This window comes from Streptomyces sp. So13.3 (assembly GCF_005860785.2).
GTDB lineage: Bacteria > Actinomycetota > Actinomycetes > Streptomycetales > Streptomycetaceae > Actinacidiphila > Actinacidiphila fildesensis.
On the sequence record NZ_CP048835.1, the window covers coordinates 7150121 to 7166791 of the forward strand.

The following is a 16671-nucleotide window of genomic DNA, read 5'->3' on the forward strand; positions in this document are numbered from 1 at the left end:
GGAAGCCCAGCGCCACGAACCCGGCGGAGAACAGGAAGGCCAGGCTGTAGCCGTCCCGCAGTGCCGAGATGTTCTCCGCGCCCTTGTCGAGCAGGGAGTTGCTGCGCGAGGTGGCCACGGTCGCCAGGACGGCGAGGCCGACGGCGGCACCGGACTGCTGGGCGGTGCTGTTGAGGCCGGAGGCGAGACCGGCGTCCTCGGGAGCGGCGCCGGACATCGCCCGCATGATCACGGCCGGGACCGCGAGACCCATACCGAAGCCCTGGATGACGAGCGTCGGCATCACGTGCTGCCAGTAGTTGCCGTCGACCGGTGCGCGGCTGAGCAGGACCAGGCCGATGGCGAGGGCCGCGAGTCCGGTCAGCAGGACCCGGCGGGTGCCGTAGCGGATGGTGAGCTTCACGGAGAAGAACAGCGACATCGTGCCGATCACCAGCGGTGCGGGCAGGAAGGCGAGTCCGGTCTGCATGGAGTCGAAACCGAGCACCCGCGCGGCCCCGCTGCGCTGCCGGTGAGCGCCGCCTCGGGAAGGGCGTCGCGCAGGGCGTCCACGAGAGCGGGCGTGCCCTCCGTGTCCGCGGTGCCGCCGAAGACGTAGAAGTCCGGGCGGACCAGGACGGCACGCGCCCCGATGCCGTTCAGATACGCCGTGTACGTGCCCTCGGTGTCGACGACCGCGCCGCCGCGCGCCTGTTCGGCTGGCGTGCCGGGCGGCAGCAGCCGCACCAGGTGCGCACCGACCCTCTGCAGCGGGTGCCCGTGCAGGCCATGGGCCCCAGGGCCTTGGCGGGGAGGGGGTCGGCGGGCGAGGATGGCGATCATGAACAGTGACCTTTTCGCGGCCGAGAACATGGCCAAGCCGGCCACCGAGCCCGGTATGACCCTGGAGAACGCCAAGTCCGTCAAGTACGCGGTGAACGGCGAGTGTTACGCCCGCCAGGGTGCGATGATCGCCTTCCGCGGCAACCTCCAGTTCGAGGTGAAGGGCCAGGGCGTCGGCAAGTTCCTCAAGCGCGCCTTCACCGGCGAGGGACTGCCCCTGATGTCCGTACGCGGCACGGGCGAGGCGTGGTTCGCGCACGAGGCGGCCAACTGCTTCATCATCAGCCTCGATCAGGGCGACGCCATCACGATCAACGGGCGCAACGTGCTCTGCTTCGACACCACGCTCGACTACGAGATCAAGGTGGTGAAGGGCGCGGGCATGGTCGGCGGCGGCCTCTTCAACAGCGTCTTCACCGGCCACGGCCGGCTGGGTGTGATCTGCGAGGGCAACCCCATCATCATCCCCGTCAGCCCGCAGTCGCCGGTCTACGTCGACACCGACGCGGTCGTCGGTTGGAGCGCCCACCTGGAGACCTCCGTGCACCGCTCGCAGAGCTTCGGCTCGATGCTGCGCGGCGGTTCAGGCGAAGCGCTGCAGCTCATGCTGCAGGGCGACGGGTTCGTCATCGTCCGGCCGAGCGAGGCCAAACCCGTCCAGCCGGCCGCCCACTGACATGAGGCTGGAGCGCGTCGGCCGGCGCTACGGCCTCGGCGGGCCCTGGGTGCTGCGGGACGTGGACCTCGACGTGCCACCGGGTTCGCTGCTGCGCGTCCAGGGCGCCAACGGCAGTGGGAAGTCGACGCTGCTGCGCATCGTCGCCGGCGTCGACCGGCCGTCCACGGGGCGGATCACCGGCCGCCCCGCGACCGCGTACGTGCCCGAACGCTTCCCGCCCGCGCTGCCGTTCGACGCCCATGGCTACCTCGTCCACCTCGGCGCGATCCACGGGCTGCGCCGCACCACGGCAGGCCGGCGCGCGGGGGAGTGGCTGGAGCGGTTCGGGGCCGCCGGCCACGCCCGCACCCCGATGGACGAGCTGTCCAAGGGCACCGCCCAGAAGATCGCCGTCGTCCAGGCGCTGCTCGCCGAGCCGCGGTTGCTGGTCCTGGACGAGGCGTGGACGGGCCTGGACGAGGCGGCCCGCACGGTCCTCGACGACGCGGTGCGCGAACGGGTCGCGGCGGGCGGTGCCGTCGTCTTCGTCGACCACGACGCGTGGCGGCTCGCGGGCGAGCCGTCCGGCGTCCACCGGTTCGCGGACGGCCGGCTCACCGCCGTAGCGGCGGCCGGCGCGGAAGCGGACGTCCCACGGGTGGTCGTCGAAGCGTCAGGCCCCGGTGAACCGCCCGCCCTTCCGGGCACTCCCGGCTACGGGCCCGCCGCACCGGGCCGGATCCGGATCACTGTCCCGGCCCATGAGTCCGACGCGGTCCTGCGCGCGCTGCTCACAGCCGACCCGCCCTGGCACATCCGGGCCGTCCGGCCGGAGCCGGGACCGGGGGCCGCGGGCCCGGAGACCGGTCCCGGCTCCGGCCGGGGCCCGCCGACACCCGGGGAGACACCGGATGACCGCCCTTGTCCGCTACCAGGCCGCGCTGCTGATCCGCTCCCAGCGCTGGCTGCCGCCGGTGCTGCTCTACGGGGTGATCATGGCCATCGGGATCTCGTCGGGGCAGCCGCTGCTCGACTCGCTGGCCTTCGCCGCCGCCGGAATGCTCCCCGTCGCCGCCTGGCTGGTGCGGGTGTGCGTCACCAACGAGCCGCCCGCCGCGCGGGCCTGTGCCGCCGCGGCGGCCGGACCGGGCCGCGTGCATCTGTCGAGCGTGCTGACGGCGCTGCTCGCGGCCGGTGCCCTCGGCGCCGCCGGGGTGGCGGTGGTCGCGGTGATCAGCGACGCGCACACCGCCGATCGCCGGCACGTGGTCCCGCTCGGACCGGCGGTCACGGCCGGGCTGCTGGCCGTGCTCGTCTCCGCGCTGCTCGGCCTCGCGGTCGGCGCGCTCACCAACCCGCCGGTGCTGCGCCGCGCCGGCTGGGCGATCCCGGTCTCCGGACTGAGTGCCCTGCTGGTGCTGGTCATCGGCGGCTCGCCCGCCAACGCCGCCGTGTCGGGACTGGTCAGCGGCTCGCAGACCGGCACGGTCGGGCTGCCGCTGGTGCCCCTGTGCCTGGCGGCAGTCGCGGCGGCCGCGGCGACCGCGGTCGCCTGTGCGCTCGGTTCACGCCGCTGACGATCCGGCCTCCAGCCGCCGGCCGGGCCCGGGGGGCGGGCCGTGCCGGTCCGGCGGGCCGAACTCCGGCCCGGTCACCGCCCGCTGGGCCGCCCGTGCCAGCGAACGGCGGTCGTGGTGGGCACCGGGCGGGATCGGGGGCAGCACGCTGACCTCGGCGACGAGGCCGCGGGCGGCGGTCACCCGGAGCAGCGAGGCCACCAGGGTGTCCTCGCCGACGAACGCGGCCGCCGTGGCCGGACCCGCGCCGAGCCGGTACCGGATCAGTACGGGCTGCACCGCGACCCTCGCGTCCAGCGCGGCCTGGAACACGGCGGGACGGAAACGGCCCTGCCGCCGGCCGCACCAGGTGCTGCCCTCCGGGAACACGACGACCGGGGTGCCCGCGCGCAGCACCGAGGCGATCCGGGCGACGGTGCCGGGCAGCGCCCGCAGCCGGTCGCGTTCGATGAACAGGGTGCCGCCGCGGGACACCAGAGCCCCCAGGAAGGGCCAGGACGCGACCTCGCTCTTGGCGAGCATCCGGGCCGGGCGCACGGCGGCGACCAGCGGGATGTCCAGCCAGGAGATGTGGTTGGCCACCACCAGCACACCGCCCGCGGGGACGCCCCCCGCCGCACCGGACACCCGGATCCGCACCCGCACCCCGAAGGCGGCGGGCACCGTCCGGGCCCAGGCCCGGGTGAGCCGGCCCCGCAGTGCCGGACGGCAGCAGCGCACCAGCGGCGCCAGGGCGAGCCCGACGGCCACCAGCGCGATCCCCGCCGCGCAGCGCGCCGCCTGGCGTGGCCGGCCCACGGTTGCGAAGGTCCCGGCCAGACAGTGCCCGGGGGTGCAGGGCGCACTCGGCAGCCAGTGCGGGACACCGGTCGGCGGCACCGCGGGGGGAGGCGTCGCGGCGGGCAGCGCCGCCGGGCCGGGCGCCGGGCGCGTGAGGAGTCTCATTGCGCGGGGGCGAGCGAGAGGAAGTGCCGCAGATAGCGCGGGTCGGTCCGGCGCAGCGACAGCAGGATGTACAGGTCGGCCACGCCGAAGTCCGGGTCGTGCGCGGGCTCCCCGCAGACCCAGGCACCCAGCCGCAGATAGCCGCGCAGCAGCGGCGGGAGGGCGTTGCGGCCACCGGGACGCGGACGCTCGATACCCGTCGGGTCCCAGGCGCGCAGCGGGCGCACCCGGTACTCCTCGGGCGACAGGTGGCGGGCCCGCACGGTGTCCCACACCCCGGCGGCGGAGGTCCCGCCGTCGGCGAGCGGCACCGAGCAGCAGCCGGCCAGCCAGTTGTGGCCGGTGCGTACCAGATAGCGGGCGATACCCGCCCACATCAGGCTGATCACCGCTCCGTCCCGGTGGTCGGGGTGGACGCAGGACCGGCCGACCTCGACCAGGTCACCGCGGATCGCAGCGTGCCGGGAGAGGTCGAACTCGCTCTCCCCGTACAGCCGCCCGGCCGCGGCGGCGCGCTCCGGCGGCAGCAGCCGGTAGGTGCCGACGACCGCGCCGGTGGTCTCCTCGCGGACGATCAGGTGGTCGCAGTGGGCGTCGAAGGAGTCGATGTCCCAGCCGGGCTCGGGGGAGTCGAGCAGTGCTCCCATCTCACCGGCGAAGACCTGGTGGCGCAGGCGCTGCGCGGCCCGTACGTCCGCCGCGTCCCGGGCCAGCGACACGGAGTAGCGCGGGCTCACGGCGGTGGTGGGAGAGGCGGGGGGAGGGGTGGCGGGGGAGTCGGGGACGGCGGTGGCGAAGGATTCCAGGGTCGTCATGGGTACTTCATCGCCGCGCCGGCTGGACTTGACGTGACCATTGCGAGGCGTCGTGATGTGAGGTGCCTGAATGCCTGCCTGCCACGGCTCGAAGCACGGCGGCAGCCGGGCCGCGCACCCCCTGGATGCACGGCCCGTGCCCGCGGGATCACTCCCGGTGGGTCACTCCCGGGAGGTCGGGATCACTCCTGCGGGGCCAGCCGCAGCGAGATCGAGTTGATGCAGTAGCGCTGATCGGTGGGTGTGGCGTAGCCCTCGCCCTCGAAGACATGGCCGAGGTGGGATCCGCACTTCGCGCAGCGGACCTCGGTGCGGACCGCGCCCATGCTGCGGTCCTCGATCAGCTCGACGGCGGCGGAGTCGGCCGGGTCGTAGAAGGACGGCCAGCCGCAGTGCGACTCGAACTTCGTGTCCGAGCGGAACAGCTCGGCGTCGCAGGCACGGCAGGAGTAGACACCGGTGGTCCTGGTGTCGGTGTACTCGCCGACGAAGGGCCGTTCGGTGCCGGCCTCGCGCAGGACCGCGTACTCCTGGGAGGACAGCTCCTCGCGCCACTGCTCGTCGGACTTCTCGACTTCGTACGGCATGCCGTTGCTCCTCAGTTCTGGCTCTCCAGGCGGGACAGGATGAGCGGACCGAGGTCGGTCACGTCGCCCGCGCCCATAGTGAGAACAAGGTCGCCGGGCTTGGCCATTCCGGCGATCACGTCCGGGATCGCGTCCTTGTCGTGCTCGGCCGTCACATCGGCGCCCGCGGCGGTGGCAGCGTCGATGATCAGGGCGCTGGTGACGCCGGGGATCGGGTCCTCGCGGGCCGGGTAGATGTCCAGCACCACGGAGGCGTCGGCCAGCGCCAGCGCCTGGCCCATCTCGACGCCCAGCTCGCGGGTGCGGCTGAACAGGTGCGGCTGGAAGACCACCAGCACCCGCGACCCTCCCCCAACCTCCGGCCGGGAGGAGCCCCCAACCGCGCCCTTGATGGCCTCCAGGTCGGCGGTCATCTCGGTCGGGTGGTGGGCGTAGGAGTCGATCACCTGGACGCCGGCCGCCTCGCCCTTGAGCTGCAGCCGGCGCCGGACGCCGGTGTACTTGGCGAGCGCCGAGGCGAGATTGCGCGCGGGCGTGCCGAGCGCGATACCGGCGGCGAGCGCGGCCACCGCGTTGTGCGCGTAGTGCCGGCCGGGCACGGAGACGGTGAAGGTGAGCATCCGCCCGTCGAGCAGGACGGTGACCTCGCTCGTCAGACCCCGCTGGTTGATCTTGGTGATCCGCAGGTCGGCGCCCTCGGACTCCCCGACGGTGACGATGTTCAGCCCGCCGATGTCGCGGACCCGCGAGGTCAGCTCGACGGCGCCCGGCTGGTCGGCGGAGATGACGAGCGTGCCGCCGGGCCGGATCCGGCCGACGAACGTCTCGAAGGAGTCGTAGATCTCGTCCATCGACGCGTAGTTGGCGTGGTGGTCCAGCTCCACGTTGAGGATGATCGCGACCTCGGGCGCGTACTTGTGGAAGCTGCGGTCGCTCTCGTCCGCCTCCGCCACGAAGATCTCGCCGCCGCCGTGGTGGGCGTTGGAGCCGGGCGCGTCCAGGTCGCCGCCGATGGCGTACGAGGGGTCGAGGCCGAGCGCGGTGAGGCTGACCGCGAGCATCGAGGTGGTGGTGGTCTTGCCGTGGGTGCCGGCCACCGCGATCGGGCGGGTGCCGTCCATCAGCGCGGCGAGCGCGTCGGACCGGTGCACGACCGGGATACCGCGCTCGGCGGCGGCCGCCAGTTCCGGGTTCTCCGCGCGGATGGCGCTGGAGACGACCACGCAGGAGGCGTCCGGAGCCAGATGCCGGGCGTCATGGCCGATGCGCACCGCGACCCCGAGGGACCGCAGCGCCTCGGCCGTCTCGGAGTCCTTCGCGTCGCTGCCCGCGACCTTGGCGCCGCGCTGCGCGAGGATCTTGGCGATCCCCGACATTCCGGCTCCGCCGATGCCGATGAAGTGCGGTCGGTCCATCGTGGAGGGAATGGTGGGGCTCATACGTGGATCTCCCGGGACGTCTCGAACGGCTTGCCTGCAGCCCCGATTCTCGCACCTTCCTTCGCTCGCCCGGCGCAGCGTTGTCAGCACCAAAGCCGGGTCCCTCAGGAGGCCCGGATCAGGCCGCTGCTCAGGCCCGCCGCGATGGCGCCGGTGCGGCTGTCGACGTCGAGCTTGTCGTAGATGTGCACCAGATGGGTCTTGACGGTGGCCTCGCTGATGAAGAGCCGGCGGGAGATCTGCTTGTTGGCCAGCCCCTCGGCGAGCAGCTGCAGGATCTCGGCCTCGCGCGGTGACAGGGTGGGCCGCCCCGACCGGACCCTGCCCAGCAGCCGCGCGGCGACCGGCGGGGCCAGCACGGTCTCGCCCCGGGCGGCGCAGCGCACGGCGGCGGCGACCTCCTCCGGAGGTGCGTCCTTGAGCAGATAGCCGGTGGCGCCGGCCTCGACGGCCGCCAGGATGTCGGCGTCGGTGCTGTACGTGGTCAGGATGAGGACGGCGGGCGGGTCCGGCAGCGCGGTGATCCGCCGGGTGGCCTCCACCCCGTGCATGCCGGCGCCCATCTGCAGATCCATGAGGACCACGTCAGGACGCGCTACGGTCCCGCCGGCCAGCAGCCGCAGCGCCTCGGCGCCGTCGGCGGCCTCGCCGACCGCCTCCAGCTCCGGCAGGTCGTCGACCATGGCGCGCAGACCGCGCCGTACGACGGGGTGGTCGTCGACGATCAGGATCCGGATCACCTCGGCACCGTGGCCGGCGCCGGCTGAGCGTCCGGTTCCGGGGCGGCCGCGTCGGCCGCGGGCACCGGCAGTGCCGCCGCGACCGCCGTGCCCTCGCCCGGCGCGGACTCCACGGTCAGGGTGCCGCCGAGCCCGGCGATGCGCTCGCGCATGCCGTGCAGGCCGAAGGAGACACGCTCGCCGGCCGCGGGCGGGGCGCCGGGGTCCTGCGGGGTGAACCCGACCCCGTCGTCGTACACGTCCAGCGTCACCTGGCCGTCGAGGAAGACCAGCGTCACGGCGGCATTGCGGGCCCGCGCGTGCCGGGCGACGTTGGCCAGCGCCTCCTGGGTGAGCCGCAGCAGGGCGACCTCCGCCTCGATGGGCAGCGGGTACGGATCGCCGTCCAGCCGGAAGACGATCTCCGGCGCGGGCTGCGCGGACGCCTGCGGTCCTGAGCCGAAACCGGCCGTGATGCGGCGCAGCGCCTCCGGCAGCGCGGCGTCCTGGAGGGCGGGCGGCGTGAGGTCCTGTACGAAGCGACGGGCCTCGGCGAGGTTCTCCGACGCCGTGCGCCCGGCCTCCTGGATCCGTTCGCTCGCCGTACCGGGGCCCGCGCCGCCGGGCAGCAGCGCGCTGTCCGCGGCACGGGCCAGCAGCACGATGCTGGACAGCCCCTGGGCCAGCGTGTCGTGGATCTCCCGGGCGAGCCGCTGCCGCTCGGCGAGCCGGCCCGCCTCGCGCTGGGCGGCCGCCAGTTCGTCCCGCGTCCTCGTCAGGTCGTCGATCAGCCGCTGGCGCTGCCTGCTCTCGCGGTACAGGGCCGCGTACCCGAACGCGGTGAGCACGGCGACGGCCGCGCCCGCGGACGGTCCGATGACCTTCGCGGCGGTGAGACCGTCCGGCCCGTGCGACTGCGCGACGACGATCAGCGCGGTCGCGGCGCCGACGGCCGGCAGCGACCAGCGCCGCGGCAGCACGTGCAGATACAGGAAGAACAGCGGGAAGACGACATAGCTGAAGTCCCGGTCGGCGAGCAGCAGTCCGATCCACAGTGCGGTGACGGCGGCGAGCCAGCCCAGCACCCAGGACCGCGAGGGCTCCCGGCGTTCGCGCAGCACGCCCGCGCCGTAGACCAGCCCGAGCAGCAGGCCCGGCACCAGCAGTGCGGCCGACTTACCACCGAACGCCACGGGGCCGAGCGCCACGGCGAGCAGCACGAAGAACGTGCCGTGCAGGGCGGCGCGCATCAGGCGCAGTGCGGGGGTGTCCTCGGGCGTACGGGAGCCGGTGGGCCGGCCCGGGGACAGGGATATGCCGGAGTTGCTCACATCTACCGAGGGTACGGGGAGCCGGACGCCCTCAGCGGGGGCCTGGCATCAACCTTTCGATGGATTCCGGTACCGCTCCTCTCCCTGATGGCAGCGGCGGCCCGGCCGGACAGCCTTGAGGGAGAGCCGGGAGAAGGCGCAGCCGGGCGACCCGGCGGAACCGAGCAGTCCGACCCAGGAGGGTCCAGAAGGTGTTCGTCGCACTCCGTGACATCAGATTCGCCAAGGGGCGGTTCGCCCTCATGGGCGTGGTCGTCACGCTCATCACCACGCTCGTCGTGTTCCTCTACGGCCTGACGGGCGGGCTCGGCCGCGACGCCTCGTCGGCCGTCGACGAGCTGCCCGTGACCGACATCGTGTTCGGCGCCCCGGCCGGGGCCGCCGCCGAGGTGTCGTTCAGCAGCAGCACGATCAGCGCCGCCCAGGCCGCGGCCTGGGCACGTACCCCCGGGGTCGGCTCCGCCGAGCCGCTCGGCGTCGCGATGACCCGGGCCGCCGGCGCCACCGCGGCGGGCTCGGTGAGCCTCTTCGGCGGCTCGGCGGACCTGCTGCCGCCGCTGCTCTCCGGCAGCGCCCCGCGCGACGGCCAGGTCGCGGTGAGCCGGTCGGTCGCGGACACCTACGGCGTCGGCCCCGGCGGAACGCTCGGGCTCGGCACCGAGAAGGTGACGGTGTCGGGGATCACCGCCACCCGCTCGTACGGGCACGCCGCGACCGTCTGGACCACCCTCGCCACCTGGCAGCGGATCAGCGGCCAGCGGCAGCCCACCGTGCTCGCCGTCCGCCGGTCGGGGGCGGACCTCGGGGCGGCCGACGCGGCGCGGGGGACCAGGACCGTCGCGCGCGGCGACGCGCTCGTGGGGATCGACGGCTACCAGGCCGAGCACCTCAGCCTGCAGATGATCCAGGTGTTCCTGTTCGCGGTGAGCGCCCTGGTGACCGGCGCGTTCTTCACGGTCTGGACGGTGCAGCGCAAGCCCGACGTGGCGGTGCTCAAGGCCATCGGCGCGAGCAGCGGCTACCTGGTGCGCGACGCGCTCGCGCAGGCGCTGGCCGTGCTCGGCGGCGGGGCGCTGCTGGGCGGTGCGATCGGGGCCGGGGGAGGAGCGGTCGCCGCGTCGGCGGTGCCCTTTGCCGTCGGCCCGGCCACCGTCGCCGTGCCCGTCGCCGTCATGGTGCTGCTCGGCCTGGCCGGCTCGGCCCTCGCGATCGCCCGCATCACCTCCGTCGACCCGCTGACCGCGCTGGGAGCCAACCGATGACCGTCCTCGCGCTCGACTCCGTCCGGCTCACCTATCCGGACGGGGACCGCCGGCTGACCGCGCTCGACGCCGTGTCCCTGGACGTCGCCGCCGGTGAACTGCTGGCGGTGGCCGGGCCGTCGGGCTCCGGCAAGTCCAGCCTCCTCGCGGTGGCCGCGACCCTGTCGCGGCCCGACTCCGGGCAGGTCGTGGTGGCCGGCCGGGACACCACCCGGCTGAGCGACAAGGAGCGCACGGCGCTGCGCCGCGAGCACATCGGGATCGTCTTCCAGCAGTCGAACCTGCTCGGTTCGCTCACCGCGCTGGAGCAGTTGCTCGTCGTCGAGCACCTGCGCGGCGGGCCGGTGCGGGCGGCCCGGGAGCGGGCCGGGGCGCTGCTCGACTCGGTCGGCCTCGACGCGGCGAAGCGCGCCCGGCGGCCGCACCAGCTGTCCGGCGGGGAGCGCCAGCGGGTGAACATCGCCCGCGCGCTCTTCGGCCGCCCGGCGGTCCTGCTGGTCGACGAACCGACCTCCGCCCTCGACCACGAACGCGGCGCGCAGATCGTCGACCTGCTGGCCCGCGTCACCGCCGAGCACGGCACGGCGACCGTCATGGTCACCCACGACCGAGCCCTGATGGCCCGCGCCGACCGCCTCCTCGACATGACGGACGGCCGCCTGGCCGTGGTTCCGACGCCGGCCGTCCGGTCGTGAGAACAGCGCGCCCCCCGGCCGTTCCGGCCGGGGGGCGCGCTGTTCCGTCGATTCTCAGTCGTGCTGAGCGAAGAGCTTCAGGACCGGGACCCCCACCTTGTGCCGCGCCCGCGACGTCCAGTCGCGGTGGAAGAACTCCTCCACGAAGTGCGGAGCGGTCAGCACGATCACCTCGTCGGCATGGGTCTGCTCGACCACCGACTTCAGCAGGTCCAGCGGGTGGTCCTCGACCACCTCGCCGATCGCCTCCACGCCGGCGGCGCGCAGCGCGGCCAGCGAGTGGCTCAGGGCCCGCTCGGCCGGAAGGGTGGCCTCCTGCCCCTCGGGCACCTCGCGTTCCTTGGTGGCGTCGTCCAGGTAGCCGAGGGCGACATCGTCCACGGCCCGCAGAAGCCGGTCCTGGTCGCCGCGCGGCTGCATGAGTACGACGAAGGAGACGGGCTCGTCGCCGTGGAGTGTGGTCACGAGCTCCACATCGGCGGGGGCGAGCGGCTTCTCGATCATGAGTACGGTCGTGAACACGGACGCGTCCTTCTTTCTCGTGGGCCACCGGGCCGGCACAGAAACCATCCTGCCCCGACTCCGTACGGGGCACGCGGTGTAAGTGTTCCCGCACGACAGCAAACGGAACGACATATTCCGCAGATTGTCAGCCGCGGGTGTAACGGGTGAACAGGAAACCGTCCTCTTCGAGGATCGAGGTCGGGGAGAAACGTTCCGGCACGGTGACTCCGGGACCGTTCATGATCCGCGGGGCATCCCCCGCGGTCAGGAGTGGAGCGATGGTCAGACACAGCTCATCGACTACCCCGGCCGCGGCGAACTGTGCCAACAACCTTGGACCGCCCTCGTGCAGCAGCCTGGTGAGCCCCAGTTCCGTCAGTTCGCGGACGGCCCGCACCGGATCGGCGCCGGCCCCGTCGCCCGCCGTGACGACGTGCGCGCCGGCCTTCTTGGCGGCCGCCACCCGGTCGCGGGGCGCGGTGGCGCCGGTCAGGATCAGCGTCGGGGTCAGCGGCGCGGTGAACAGCGGCAGCGTGAAGTCCAGGTCCAGGCTCGCGGTGACGACGGCGATGACCGGCGCCGGCGACTGGCCGGCGGCCGCCCGCCGCTCCGCGAACGCCTCCCGCGCCTTCGCCGGCCGGTAGCCCTCCTGCCGGACCGTCTCCGCGCCGACGACCACCACATCGGCCAGCGCCCGCAGCGTTCCGAACACCCGCAGATCGGCCGCCGAGGACAACCCCTGCGACTTCCCGTCGTGCCACGCGGCGCCGTCCAGGGACGCCACCATGTTCGCCCGCAGCCACGGGCCTCCCGCCCGGTCCGGATACGCGTACGCATCCGCGAGCGCGTCGAGGGAGTCGAGGGTCTCATCGGCCCGGAGCACGGGATACAGGCGGCGCATGTCCCGCAGTCTGGCACGCCGGCGGCCGGATCAGCCCGCCCGTCACCCGAGGCGGAACCCCCGCCCGTCCGTCGTCCGGGAGCAGCCCCCGGCCCGGATTCAGCCCGCCCGGCACCTGAGCGGAACGGTCCGATCCGGCCGGCGATCGGGGCCGGGCCCGGCCCGCCCGGCCGGCCGGGGCCGGGAGTGGGGTCCGCCACACTGCCGTGGCACTGCGTGCCGGAGGGACTAGGCTGAATGGTTGTGTCAACCCCTGTCTCCGCCCTCGCCCAGACCGCCGGTTCCGCCTCCGCCTCCGTCGCCGGAGGCCCGGCGACCCTGTGCGGCCGGACGCCCCAGGTACCCGCGGACCGGCTGGTCGCCGAGATGGTGCCGCCGCCGCGCTTCGACACCGTCCGGTTCGACAACTACCTCCCGGACCCCGATCAGCCCAGCCAGACGGACGCGGTGAAGGCGCTCAGCGGCTTCGCGGCGACCCTCGGCGGCGCGACGGCGGTCAACGGCGGCAAGAAGCGCTGGTTCCGCCGCGAGACCCAGGCATCGGCCGGGCCCGGCGGGGTCTACCTCGACGGCGGGTACGGCGTCGGCAAGACCCACCTGCTCGCCTCGCTCTGGCACGCGGCCCCCGCGCCGCGCGAGCTGAAGGCGTTCGGCACGTTCGTGGAGCTCACCAACCTCGTCGGGGCGCTCGGCTTCCAGCAGGCGGTGCAGGCGCTGAGCGGCCACCGGCTGGTCTGCATCGACGAGTTCGAGCTGGACGACCCGGGCGACACCGTGCTGGTCTCCTCCCTGCTCGGCAAGCTCTCCGACGCGGGCGTGAAGCTCGCCGCGACGTCGAACACGCTGCCGGGCAAGCTCGGCGAGGGCCGCTTCGCCGCCTCCGACTTCATGCGGGAGATCCAGGGGCTGTCCTCACGCTTCCTCCCGTTGCGCATCGACGGCCAGGACTACCGGCACCGCGGGCTGCCCGAGGCCCCGTCCCCGTCCTCCGACCGGCAGGTCACCGAGGCCGCGGACCGTACCCCGGGAGCCTCGCTCGACGACTTCGGCCCGCTCCTCGACCACCTGGCACGGGTCCACCCCAGCCGCTACGGAGCCCTGTGCGACGGCGTCGACGCCGTCTTCCTGCGGGACGTGCGGCCGGTGACCGACCAGGCCACGGCGCTGCGCCTGGTGGTCCTCGCCGACCGGCTGTACGACCGCGAGGTGCCCGTGATGGCCTCCGGCACCCCGTTCGACCAGATCTTCAGCGAGGACATGCTGGCCGGCGGCTACCGCAAGAAGTACTTCCGCGCCATATCCCGGCTCACCGCGCTCGCCCGTGACGCGAAGCAGCTCCCCGGCGCTGGCGCCACCGCCTGATCCGTCGCAGGATCGAGGCATGGCGAAGGACGGCAGGAGCGACAAGGCCGGCAAGCACGGCAAGGACGAACCCGGCTCGAAGAGCGGCAAAAGCGCGAAGAAGGGCGACGCGGACGCGCCCGTCGCCGACCTCCGCTCACTCCTGCGGGTGACACCGGGCAGCGGCCCGGTCCGGCTGAAGGCGCACGACACCTCCGGCACGCCCGGCGGGCCGTCCGGCAAGAAGCAGGCGCTCGCCGAGACCGCGGAGATGGGCGTACGCCTGGCCGAACTGCAGGAACGGCTCTTCGCGCAGAGCACGGCGGGCGACCCGCGCGCCCTGCTGTTCGTGCTGCAGGGCATGGACACCTCCGGCAAGGGCGGCACGGTCAAGCACGTCGTCGGCCAGTTCAACCCGTCCGGGCTGCGGACGCGCGCCTTCAAGGCGCCGACGCACGAGGAGCAGCAGCACCCCTTCCTCTGGCGGATCCGCCGGGCGCTGCCGCACCCCGGCGAGGTCGGTATCTTCGACCGCTCGCACTACGAGGACGTGCTGATCGTCCGGGTCCGGAACCTGGTGCCGCGCGCCACCTGGTCCAAGCGCTACCGGACCATCAACGCGTTCGAGGAGTCGCTCGTCGACGACGGAGTCACCATCGTCAAGGTCTTCCTGCACATCGGCCACGACGAGCAGCGCGACCGGTTGCTGGAGCGGCTCGACAACCCCGAGAAGCACTGGAAGTTCAACGTCGGCGACATCGAGGAACGGGCCCTGTGGCCCGACTACCAGCGGGCGTACGAGGTCGCGTTGGAGAAGTGCTCCACCGACGCCGCGCCCTGGTACCTGGTCCCCGCCGACCGCAAGTGGTACCGGAACTGGGCGATCAGCAAGCTGCTGCTGGAACACCTGGAGCTGATGGACCCGGCCTACCCGAAGGCCGATTTCGACGTCGAGGAGTGCCGGGCACGGCTGCTCGAATCCTGACCGCGAGTCCTGTGCGGAGCCAGGGCCTGTCGTTCCCTAGCCGGAGCAGGCGGTGCGCTGCGCCTCCTGCCATTCGCAGACCGGGCACATCGTCAGGCCGGGCAGCGAGGCCGGATACTCCGTCGGCTTGCCGCACAGCACACAGGCGGCGCGCGGCCCGTGCTGCGTGAGGGGCGGGGCGGGGGCCGCTTCGGGTTCGCCGGGGTCGGCGTAGCACTCGGTCACCCGTCCACCGTACTGCGCAGGACCACGGCCGCGCGGGCGGCCAGGTGCAGCACACCGTCCGGGCCGGGCGGCTCGCAGGGAGGCCAGGCCGCGGCGACCGCGGTCCCCTTCGGCTCGGCGGCGAACGGGCCGGTGAGCGGGACGGCCGCCGGAGCGTCCGAGAAGTTCACCGCGGTCAGGAAACGCCCGCGGCGCACGGTGAGCACCGCCCCGGTGATGCCGATGTCGGGCGGCGGCGTCAGGAGCCCGGCGCCGGACAGCTCCGGCTCGGCCCGCCGCAGCGCGATCAGTTCGCGGTACCAGCCCAGCAGCCGGGCGTGCGGATCACGGTCGGGCTCCGACCAGTCGAGGCAGGACCGCAGGCGGGTGGCGGGGTCCTGGGGGTCCGGGATGTCCTCGGCGGCCCAGCCGTGCCCGGCGAACTCCCGGCGGCGGCCCCGCGTGATGGCCGCGGCGAGCTCCGGGTCGTCGTGATCGGTGAAGAACTGCCAGGGCGAGGCCGCGCCCCACTCCTCGCCCATGAAGAGCATCGGGGTGAAGGGCGAGGTGAGGACGACCGCGGCGGCGAGGGCGAGCTGCTCCGGGGTGAGCCGGTCGCCGGTGGCGCGGTTGCCGATCTGGTCATGGGTCTGCGAGTAGCCGAGGAAACGGTGTGCCGGGGTCGTCGCACGGTCCACCGGCCGGCCGTGGCGGCGGCCGCGGAAGGACGAGTACGTGCCGTCGTGGAAGAAGACGCGGGTCAGCGTCTTGGCGAGCGCGGTGAGCGGCTCACGCGCGAAGTCGGCGTAGTAGCCCTGGGATTCACCGGTCAGCGCGGTGTGCAGACAGTGGTGGAGATCGTCGTTCCACTGCGCGGTCAGACCGAGCCCGCCGGCCTCGCGGGGGGTGGTGGTGCGCGGGTCGTTGAGGTCGGACTCGGCGATCAGGAACAGCGGACGGCCGAGCGAGTCCGACAGCGCGTCGACCGCCGCCGACAGCTCCTCCAGGAAGTGCAGCGCCCGTGTGTCGACGAGCGCGTGCACGGCGTCCAGCCGCAGCCCGTCGAGGTGGTAGTCGCGCAGCCAGGCCAGCGCGCTGCCGATGAGGAACGCGCGCACCTCGTCGGAACCCGGGGCATCGAGGTTGACGGCGTCGCCCCACGGGGTGTGGTGCCGGTCGGTGAAGTACGGGCCGAACGGCGGGAGATGGTTCCCCGACGGGCCGAGATGGTTGTGAACCACGTCCAGGACCACCCCGAGGCCGTGCGCGTGCGCCGCGTCCACGAACCGCTTGAGCCCGTCGGGCCCTCCGTAGGGCTCGTGGACGGCCCACAGCGAGACACCCTCGTAGCCCCAGCCATGGGTGCCGGGGAACGGGCAGACGGGCATCAGCTCCACATGGGTGATGCCCAGCGCGGCCAGATGCGGCAGGCGCCCGATCGCGGCGTCGAAGGTGCCCTCGCGGGTGAACGTGCCGATGTGCAGCTCGTACAGCACCGCGCCCGGCAGCGGGCAGCCGTCCCACGGCAGCGTCCAGTCGAAGGCGTCATGGTCCACGACGGCGCTCGCGCCGTCCGGGCCGTCCGGCTGGCGCCGGGAGCGCGGGTCCGGCAGCGGTGGGCCGCCGTCGAGGACGTACGCGTAACGGCCGTCCGGGCCGGCCGGCGCCTCGGTACGCCACCAGCCGCCGCGGGCCGGATCCGGCGCCAGGGGACGGGTGCGGTCCCCGGTCAGTACCTCGACGCGCGCCGCGTTCGGCGCCCACACCTCGAACAGCACTGGCGGCTCCTCGGATCGGTCCCTCGGGGACGTTCTTCGGCCTTCGCGGACCTTCGCACCCTAGTGTCCGGCGGGCGGCCGGGCATCAGGGCCCGGCCGCCCGGCACG

Annotated in this window: 17 protein-coding genes and 2 pseudogenes; 7 read left to right on the plus strand and 12 right to left on the minus strand. The window is 73.7% G+C overall.

The genetic code is table 11. The features are described from left to right. Window positions 1–4: 4 nt before the first annotated feature. A pseudogene (locus C8250_RS31965) lies at window positions 5–469 on the minus strand (MFS transporter); the annotation flags it as partial. Then, complete coding sequence (locus tag C8250_RS31970) at window positions 430–822, minus strand: hypothetical protein (RefSeq protein ID WP_138354296.1); 393 nt, start codon at window positions 820–822, stop codon at window positions 430–432. The pseudogene C8250_RS31965 and the gene C8250_RS31970, both read right to left, overlap by 40 nt. Between C8250_RS31970 and C8250_RS31975 the strand changes: the two genes are divergently transcribed. The 3 genes and pseudogenes from C8250_RS31975 (at window position 821) to C8250_RS43815 (ending at window position 3057) form a co-directional block, all read left to right on the plus strand. Further along, entirely contained in the window at window positions 821–1498 is a 678-nt protein-coding gene (locus C8250_RS31975; RefSeq protein WP_138354297.1) for an AIM24 family protein, read from the plus strand. The genes C8250_RS31970 and C8250_RS31975 overlap by 2 nt on opposite strands. Window position 1499: 1 nt before the next feature. Continuing rightward, window positions 1500–2306 (plus strand): annotated as a pseudogene (locus C8250_RS43810) (ATP-binding cassette domain-containing protein); the annotation flags it as partial. Between the two features lie 85 nt (window positions 2307–2391). After that, window positions 2392–3057: an ABC transporter gene (locus C8250_RS43815; protein WP_232485438.1), complete on the plus strand. Its 666-nt coding sequence runs from the start codon at window positions 2392–2394 to the stop codon at window positions 3055–3057. On the opposite strand, the gene C8250_RS31985 is transcribed toward C8250_RS43815, so the two are convergent. From C8250_RS31985 to C8250_RS32010, 6 genes are all read right to left on the minus strand, one after another. Next, complete coding sequence (locus C8250_RS31985; protein WP_138354298.1) at window positions 3046–4002, minus strand: lysophospholipid acyltransferase family protein; 957 nt, start codon at window positions 4000–4002, stop codon at window positions 3046–3048. The genes C8250_RS43815 and C8250_RS31985 overlap by 12 nt on opposite strands. Then, window positions 3999–4817 carry a GNAT family N-acyltransferase gene (locus C8250_RS31990; RefSeq protein WP_138354299.1) on the minus strand — a complete coding sequence of 273 codons (819 nt, stop codon included), beginning with the start codon at window positions 4815–4817 and terminating at the stop codon, window positions 3999–4001. The genes C8250_RS31985 and C8250_RS31990 overlap by 4 nt, the downstream gene beginning before the upstream one ends. Window positions 4818–4999: 182 nt before the next feature. Then, window positions 5000–5404, minus strand: a complete 405-nt coding sequence (gene msrB / locus C8250_RS31995) for a peptide-methionine (R)-S-oxide reductase MsrB (RefSeq protein WP_138354300.1) — start codon at window positions 5402–5404, stop codon at window positions 5000–5002. Between the two features lie 11 nt (window positions 5405–5415). After that, complete coding sequence (murC, locus tag C8250_RS32000; protein WP_138354301.1) at window positions 5416–6843, minus strand: UDP-N-acetylmuramate--L-alanine ligase; 1428 nt, start codon at window positions 6841–6843, stop codon at window positions 5416–5418. Between the two features lie 104 nt (window positions 6844–6947). Then, window positions 6948–7583, minus strand: a complete 636-nt coding sequence (locus C8250_RS32005) for a response regulator transcription factor (protein ID WP_138354302.1) — start codon at window positions 7581–7583, stop codon at window positions 6948–6950. Further along, window positions 7580–8893, minus strand: a complete 1314-nt coding sequence (locus C8250_RS32010; protein ID WP_244809487.1) for a sensor histidine kinase — start codon at window positions 8891–8893, stop codon at window positions 7580–7582. The genes C8250_RS32005 and C8250_RS32010 overlap by 4 nt, the downstream gene beginning before the upstream one ends. Before the next feature lie 191 nt (window positions 8894–9084). On the opposite strand from C8250_RS32010, the gene C8250_RS32015 reads away from it, so the two are divergent. Both C8250_RS32015 and C8250_RS32020 read left to right on the plus strand, forming a co-directional pair. Beyond that, window positions 9085–10155 (plus strand): ABC transporter permease, encoded by a 1071-nt coding sequence (locus C8250_RS32015; protein ID WP_138354303.1) that lies wholly within the window; start codon window positions 9085–9087, stop codon window positions 10153–10155. Beyond that, window positions 10152–10850, plus strand: a complete 699-nt coding sequence (locus tag C8250_RS32020; protein ID WP_138354304.1) for an ABC transporter ATP-binding protein — start codon at window positions 10152–10154, stop codon at window positions 10848–10850. The genes C8250_RS32015 and C8250_RS32020 overlap by 4 nt, the downstream gene beginning before the upstream one ends. 54 nt (window positions 10851–10904) lie before the next feature. On the opposite strand, the gene C8250_RS32025 is transcribed toward C8250_RS32020, so the two are convergent. Together C8250_RS32025 and C8250_RS32030 are read right to left on the minus strand one after the other, a co-directional pair. Then, complete coding sequence (locus C8250_RS32025; protein WP_138354305.1) at window positions 10905–11372, minus strand: indole-3-glycerol phosphate synthase; 468 nt, start codon at window positions 11370–11372, stop codon at window positions 10905–10907. A 127-nt stretch (window positions 11373–11499) separates the two neighbouring features. Then, on the minus strand, window positions 11500–12255 hold the full coding sequence (locus C8250_RS32030) for a pyrimidine reductase family protein (RefSeq protein WP_138354306.1): 756 nt from the start codon (window positions 12253–12255) through the stop codon (window positions 11500–11502). A 237-nt stretch (window positions 12256–12492) separates the two neighbouring features. Between C8250_RS32030 and zapE the strand changes: the two genes are divergently transcribed. Both zapE and C8250_RS32040 read left to right on the plus strand, forming a co-directional pair. After that, the gene (zapE, locus tag C8250_RS32035) at window positions 12493–13617 is read left to right on the plus strand and encodes a cell division protein ZapE (RefSeq protein WP_138354307.1); all 1125 of its coding nucleotides are present in this window, start codon (window positions 12493–12495) and stop codon (window positions 13615–13617) included. Between the two features lie 19 nt (window positions 13618–13636). Beyond that, window positions 13637–14581: a polyphosphate kinase 2 family protein gene (locus tag C8250_RS32040; RefSeq protein WP_138354308.1), complete on the plus strand. Its 945-nt coding sequence runs from the start codon at window positions 13637–13639 to the stop codon at window positions 14579–14581. 36 nt (window positions 14582–14617) lie between these two features. Here C8250_RS32040 and C8250_RS32045 read toward each other — a convergent pair whose 3' ends face one another. Beyond that, entirely contained in the window at window positions 14618–14806 is a 189-nt protein-coding gene (locus C8250_RS32045) for a hypothetical protein (RefSeq protein WP_138354309.1), read from the minus strand. Beyond that, on the minus strand, window positions 14803–16563 hold the full coding sequence (gene treZ, locus C8250_RS32050) for a malto-oligosyltrehalose trehalohydrolase (RefSeq protein WP_187145048.1): 1761 nt from the start codon (window positions 16561–16563) through the stop codon (window positions 14803–14805). Before treZ ends, C8250_RS32045 begins: the two co-directional genes overlap by 4 nt. Window positions 16564–16671 lie beyond the last annotated feature (108 nt).

Coding starts and splice junctions, on each gene's coding strand:
- zapE (WP_138354307.1), top strand. CDS start 12,493: ATGGTTGTGTCAACCCCTGTCTCCGCCCTCGCCCAGACCGCCGGTTCC.
- C8250_RS31970 (WP_138354296.1), bottom strand. CDS start 822: ATGATCGCCATCCTCGCCCGCCGACCCCCTCCCCGCCAAGGCCCTGGG.
- C8250_RS32020 (WP_138354304.1), top strand. CDS start 10,152: ATGACCGTCCTCGCGCTCGACTCCGTCCGGCTCACCTATCCGGACGGG.
- C8250_RS31985 (WP_138354298.1), bottom strand. CDS start 4,002: ATGAGACTCCTCACGCGCCCGGCGCCCGGCCCGGCGGCGCTGCCCGCC.
- C8250_RS31975 (WP_138354297.1), top strand. CDS start 821: ATGAACAGTGACCTTTTCGCGGCCGAGAACATGGCCAAGCCGGCCACC.
- murC (WP_138354301.1), bottom strand. CDS start 6,843: ATGAGCCCCACCATTCCCTCCACGATGGACCGACCGCACTTCATCGGC.
- C8250_RS32030 (WP_138354306.1), bottom strand. CDS start 12,255: ATGCGCCGCCTGTATCCCGTGCTCCGGGCCGATGAGACCCTCGACTCC.
- msrB (WP_138354300.1), bottom strand. CDS start 5,404: ATGCCGTACGAAGTCGAGAAGTCCGACGAGCAGTGGCGCGAGGAGCTG.
- C8250_RS31990 (WP_138354299.1), bottom strand. CDS start 4,817: ATGACGACCCTGGAATCCTTCGCCACCGCCGTCCCCGACTCCCCCGCC.
- C8250_RS32040 (WP_138354308.1), top strand. CDS start 13,637: ATGGCGAAGGACGGCAGGAGCGACAAGGCCGGCAAGCACGGCAAGGAC.
- C8250_RS43815 (WP_232485438.1), top strand. CDS start 2,392: ATGACCGCCCTTGTCCGCTACCAGGCCGCGCTGCTGATCCGCTCCCAG.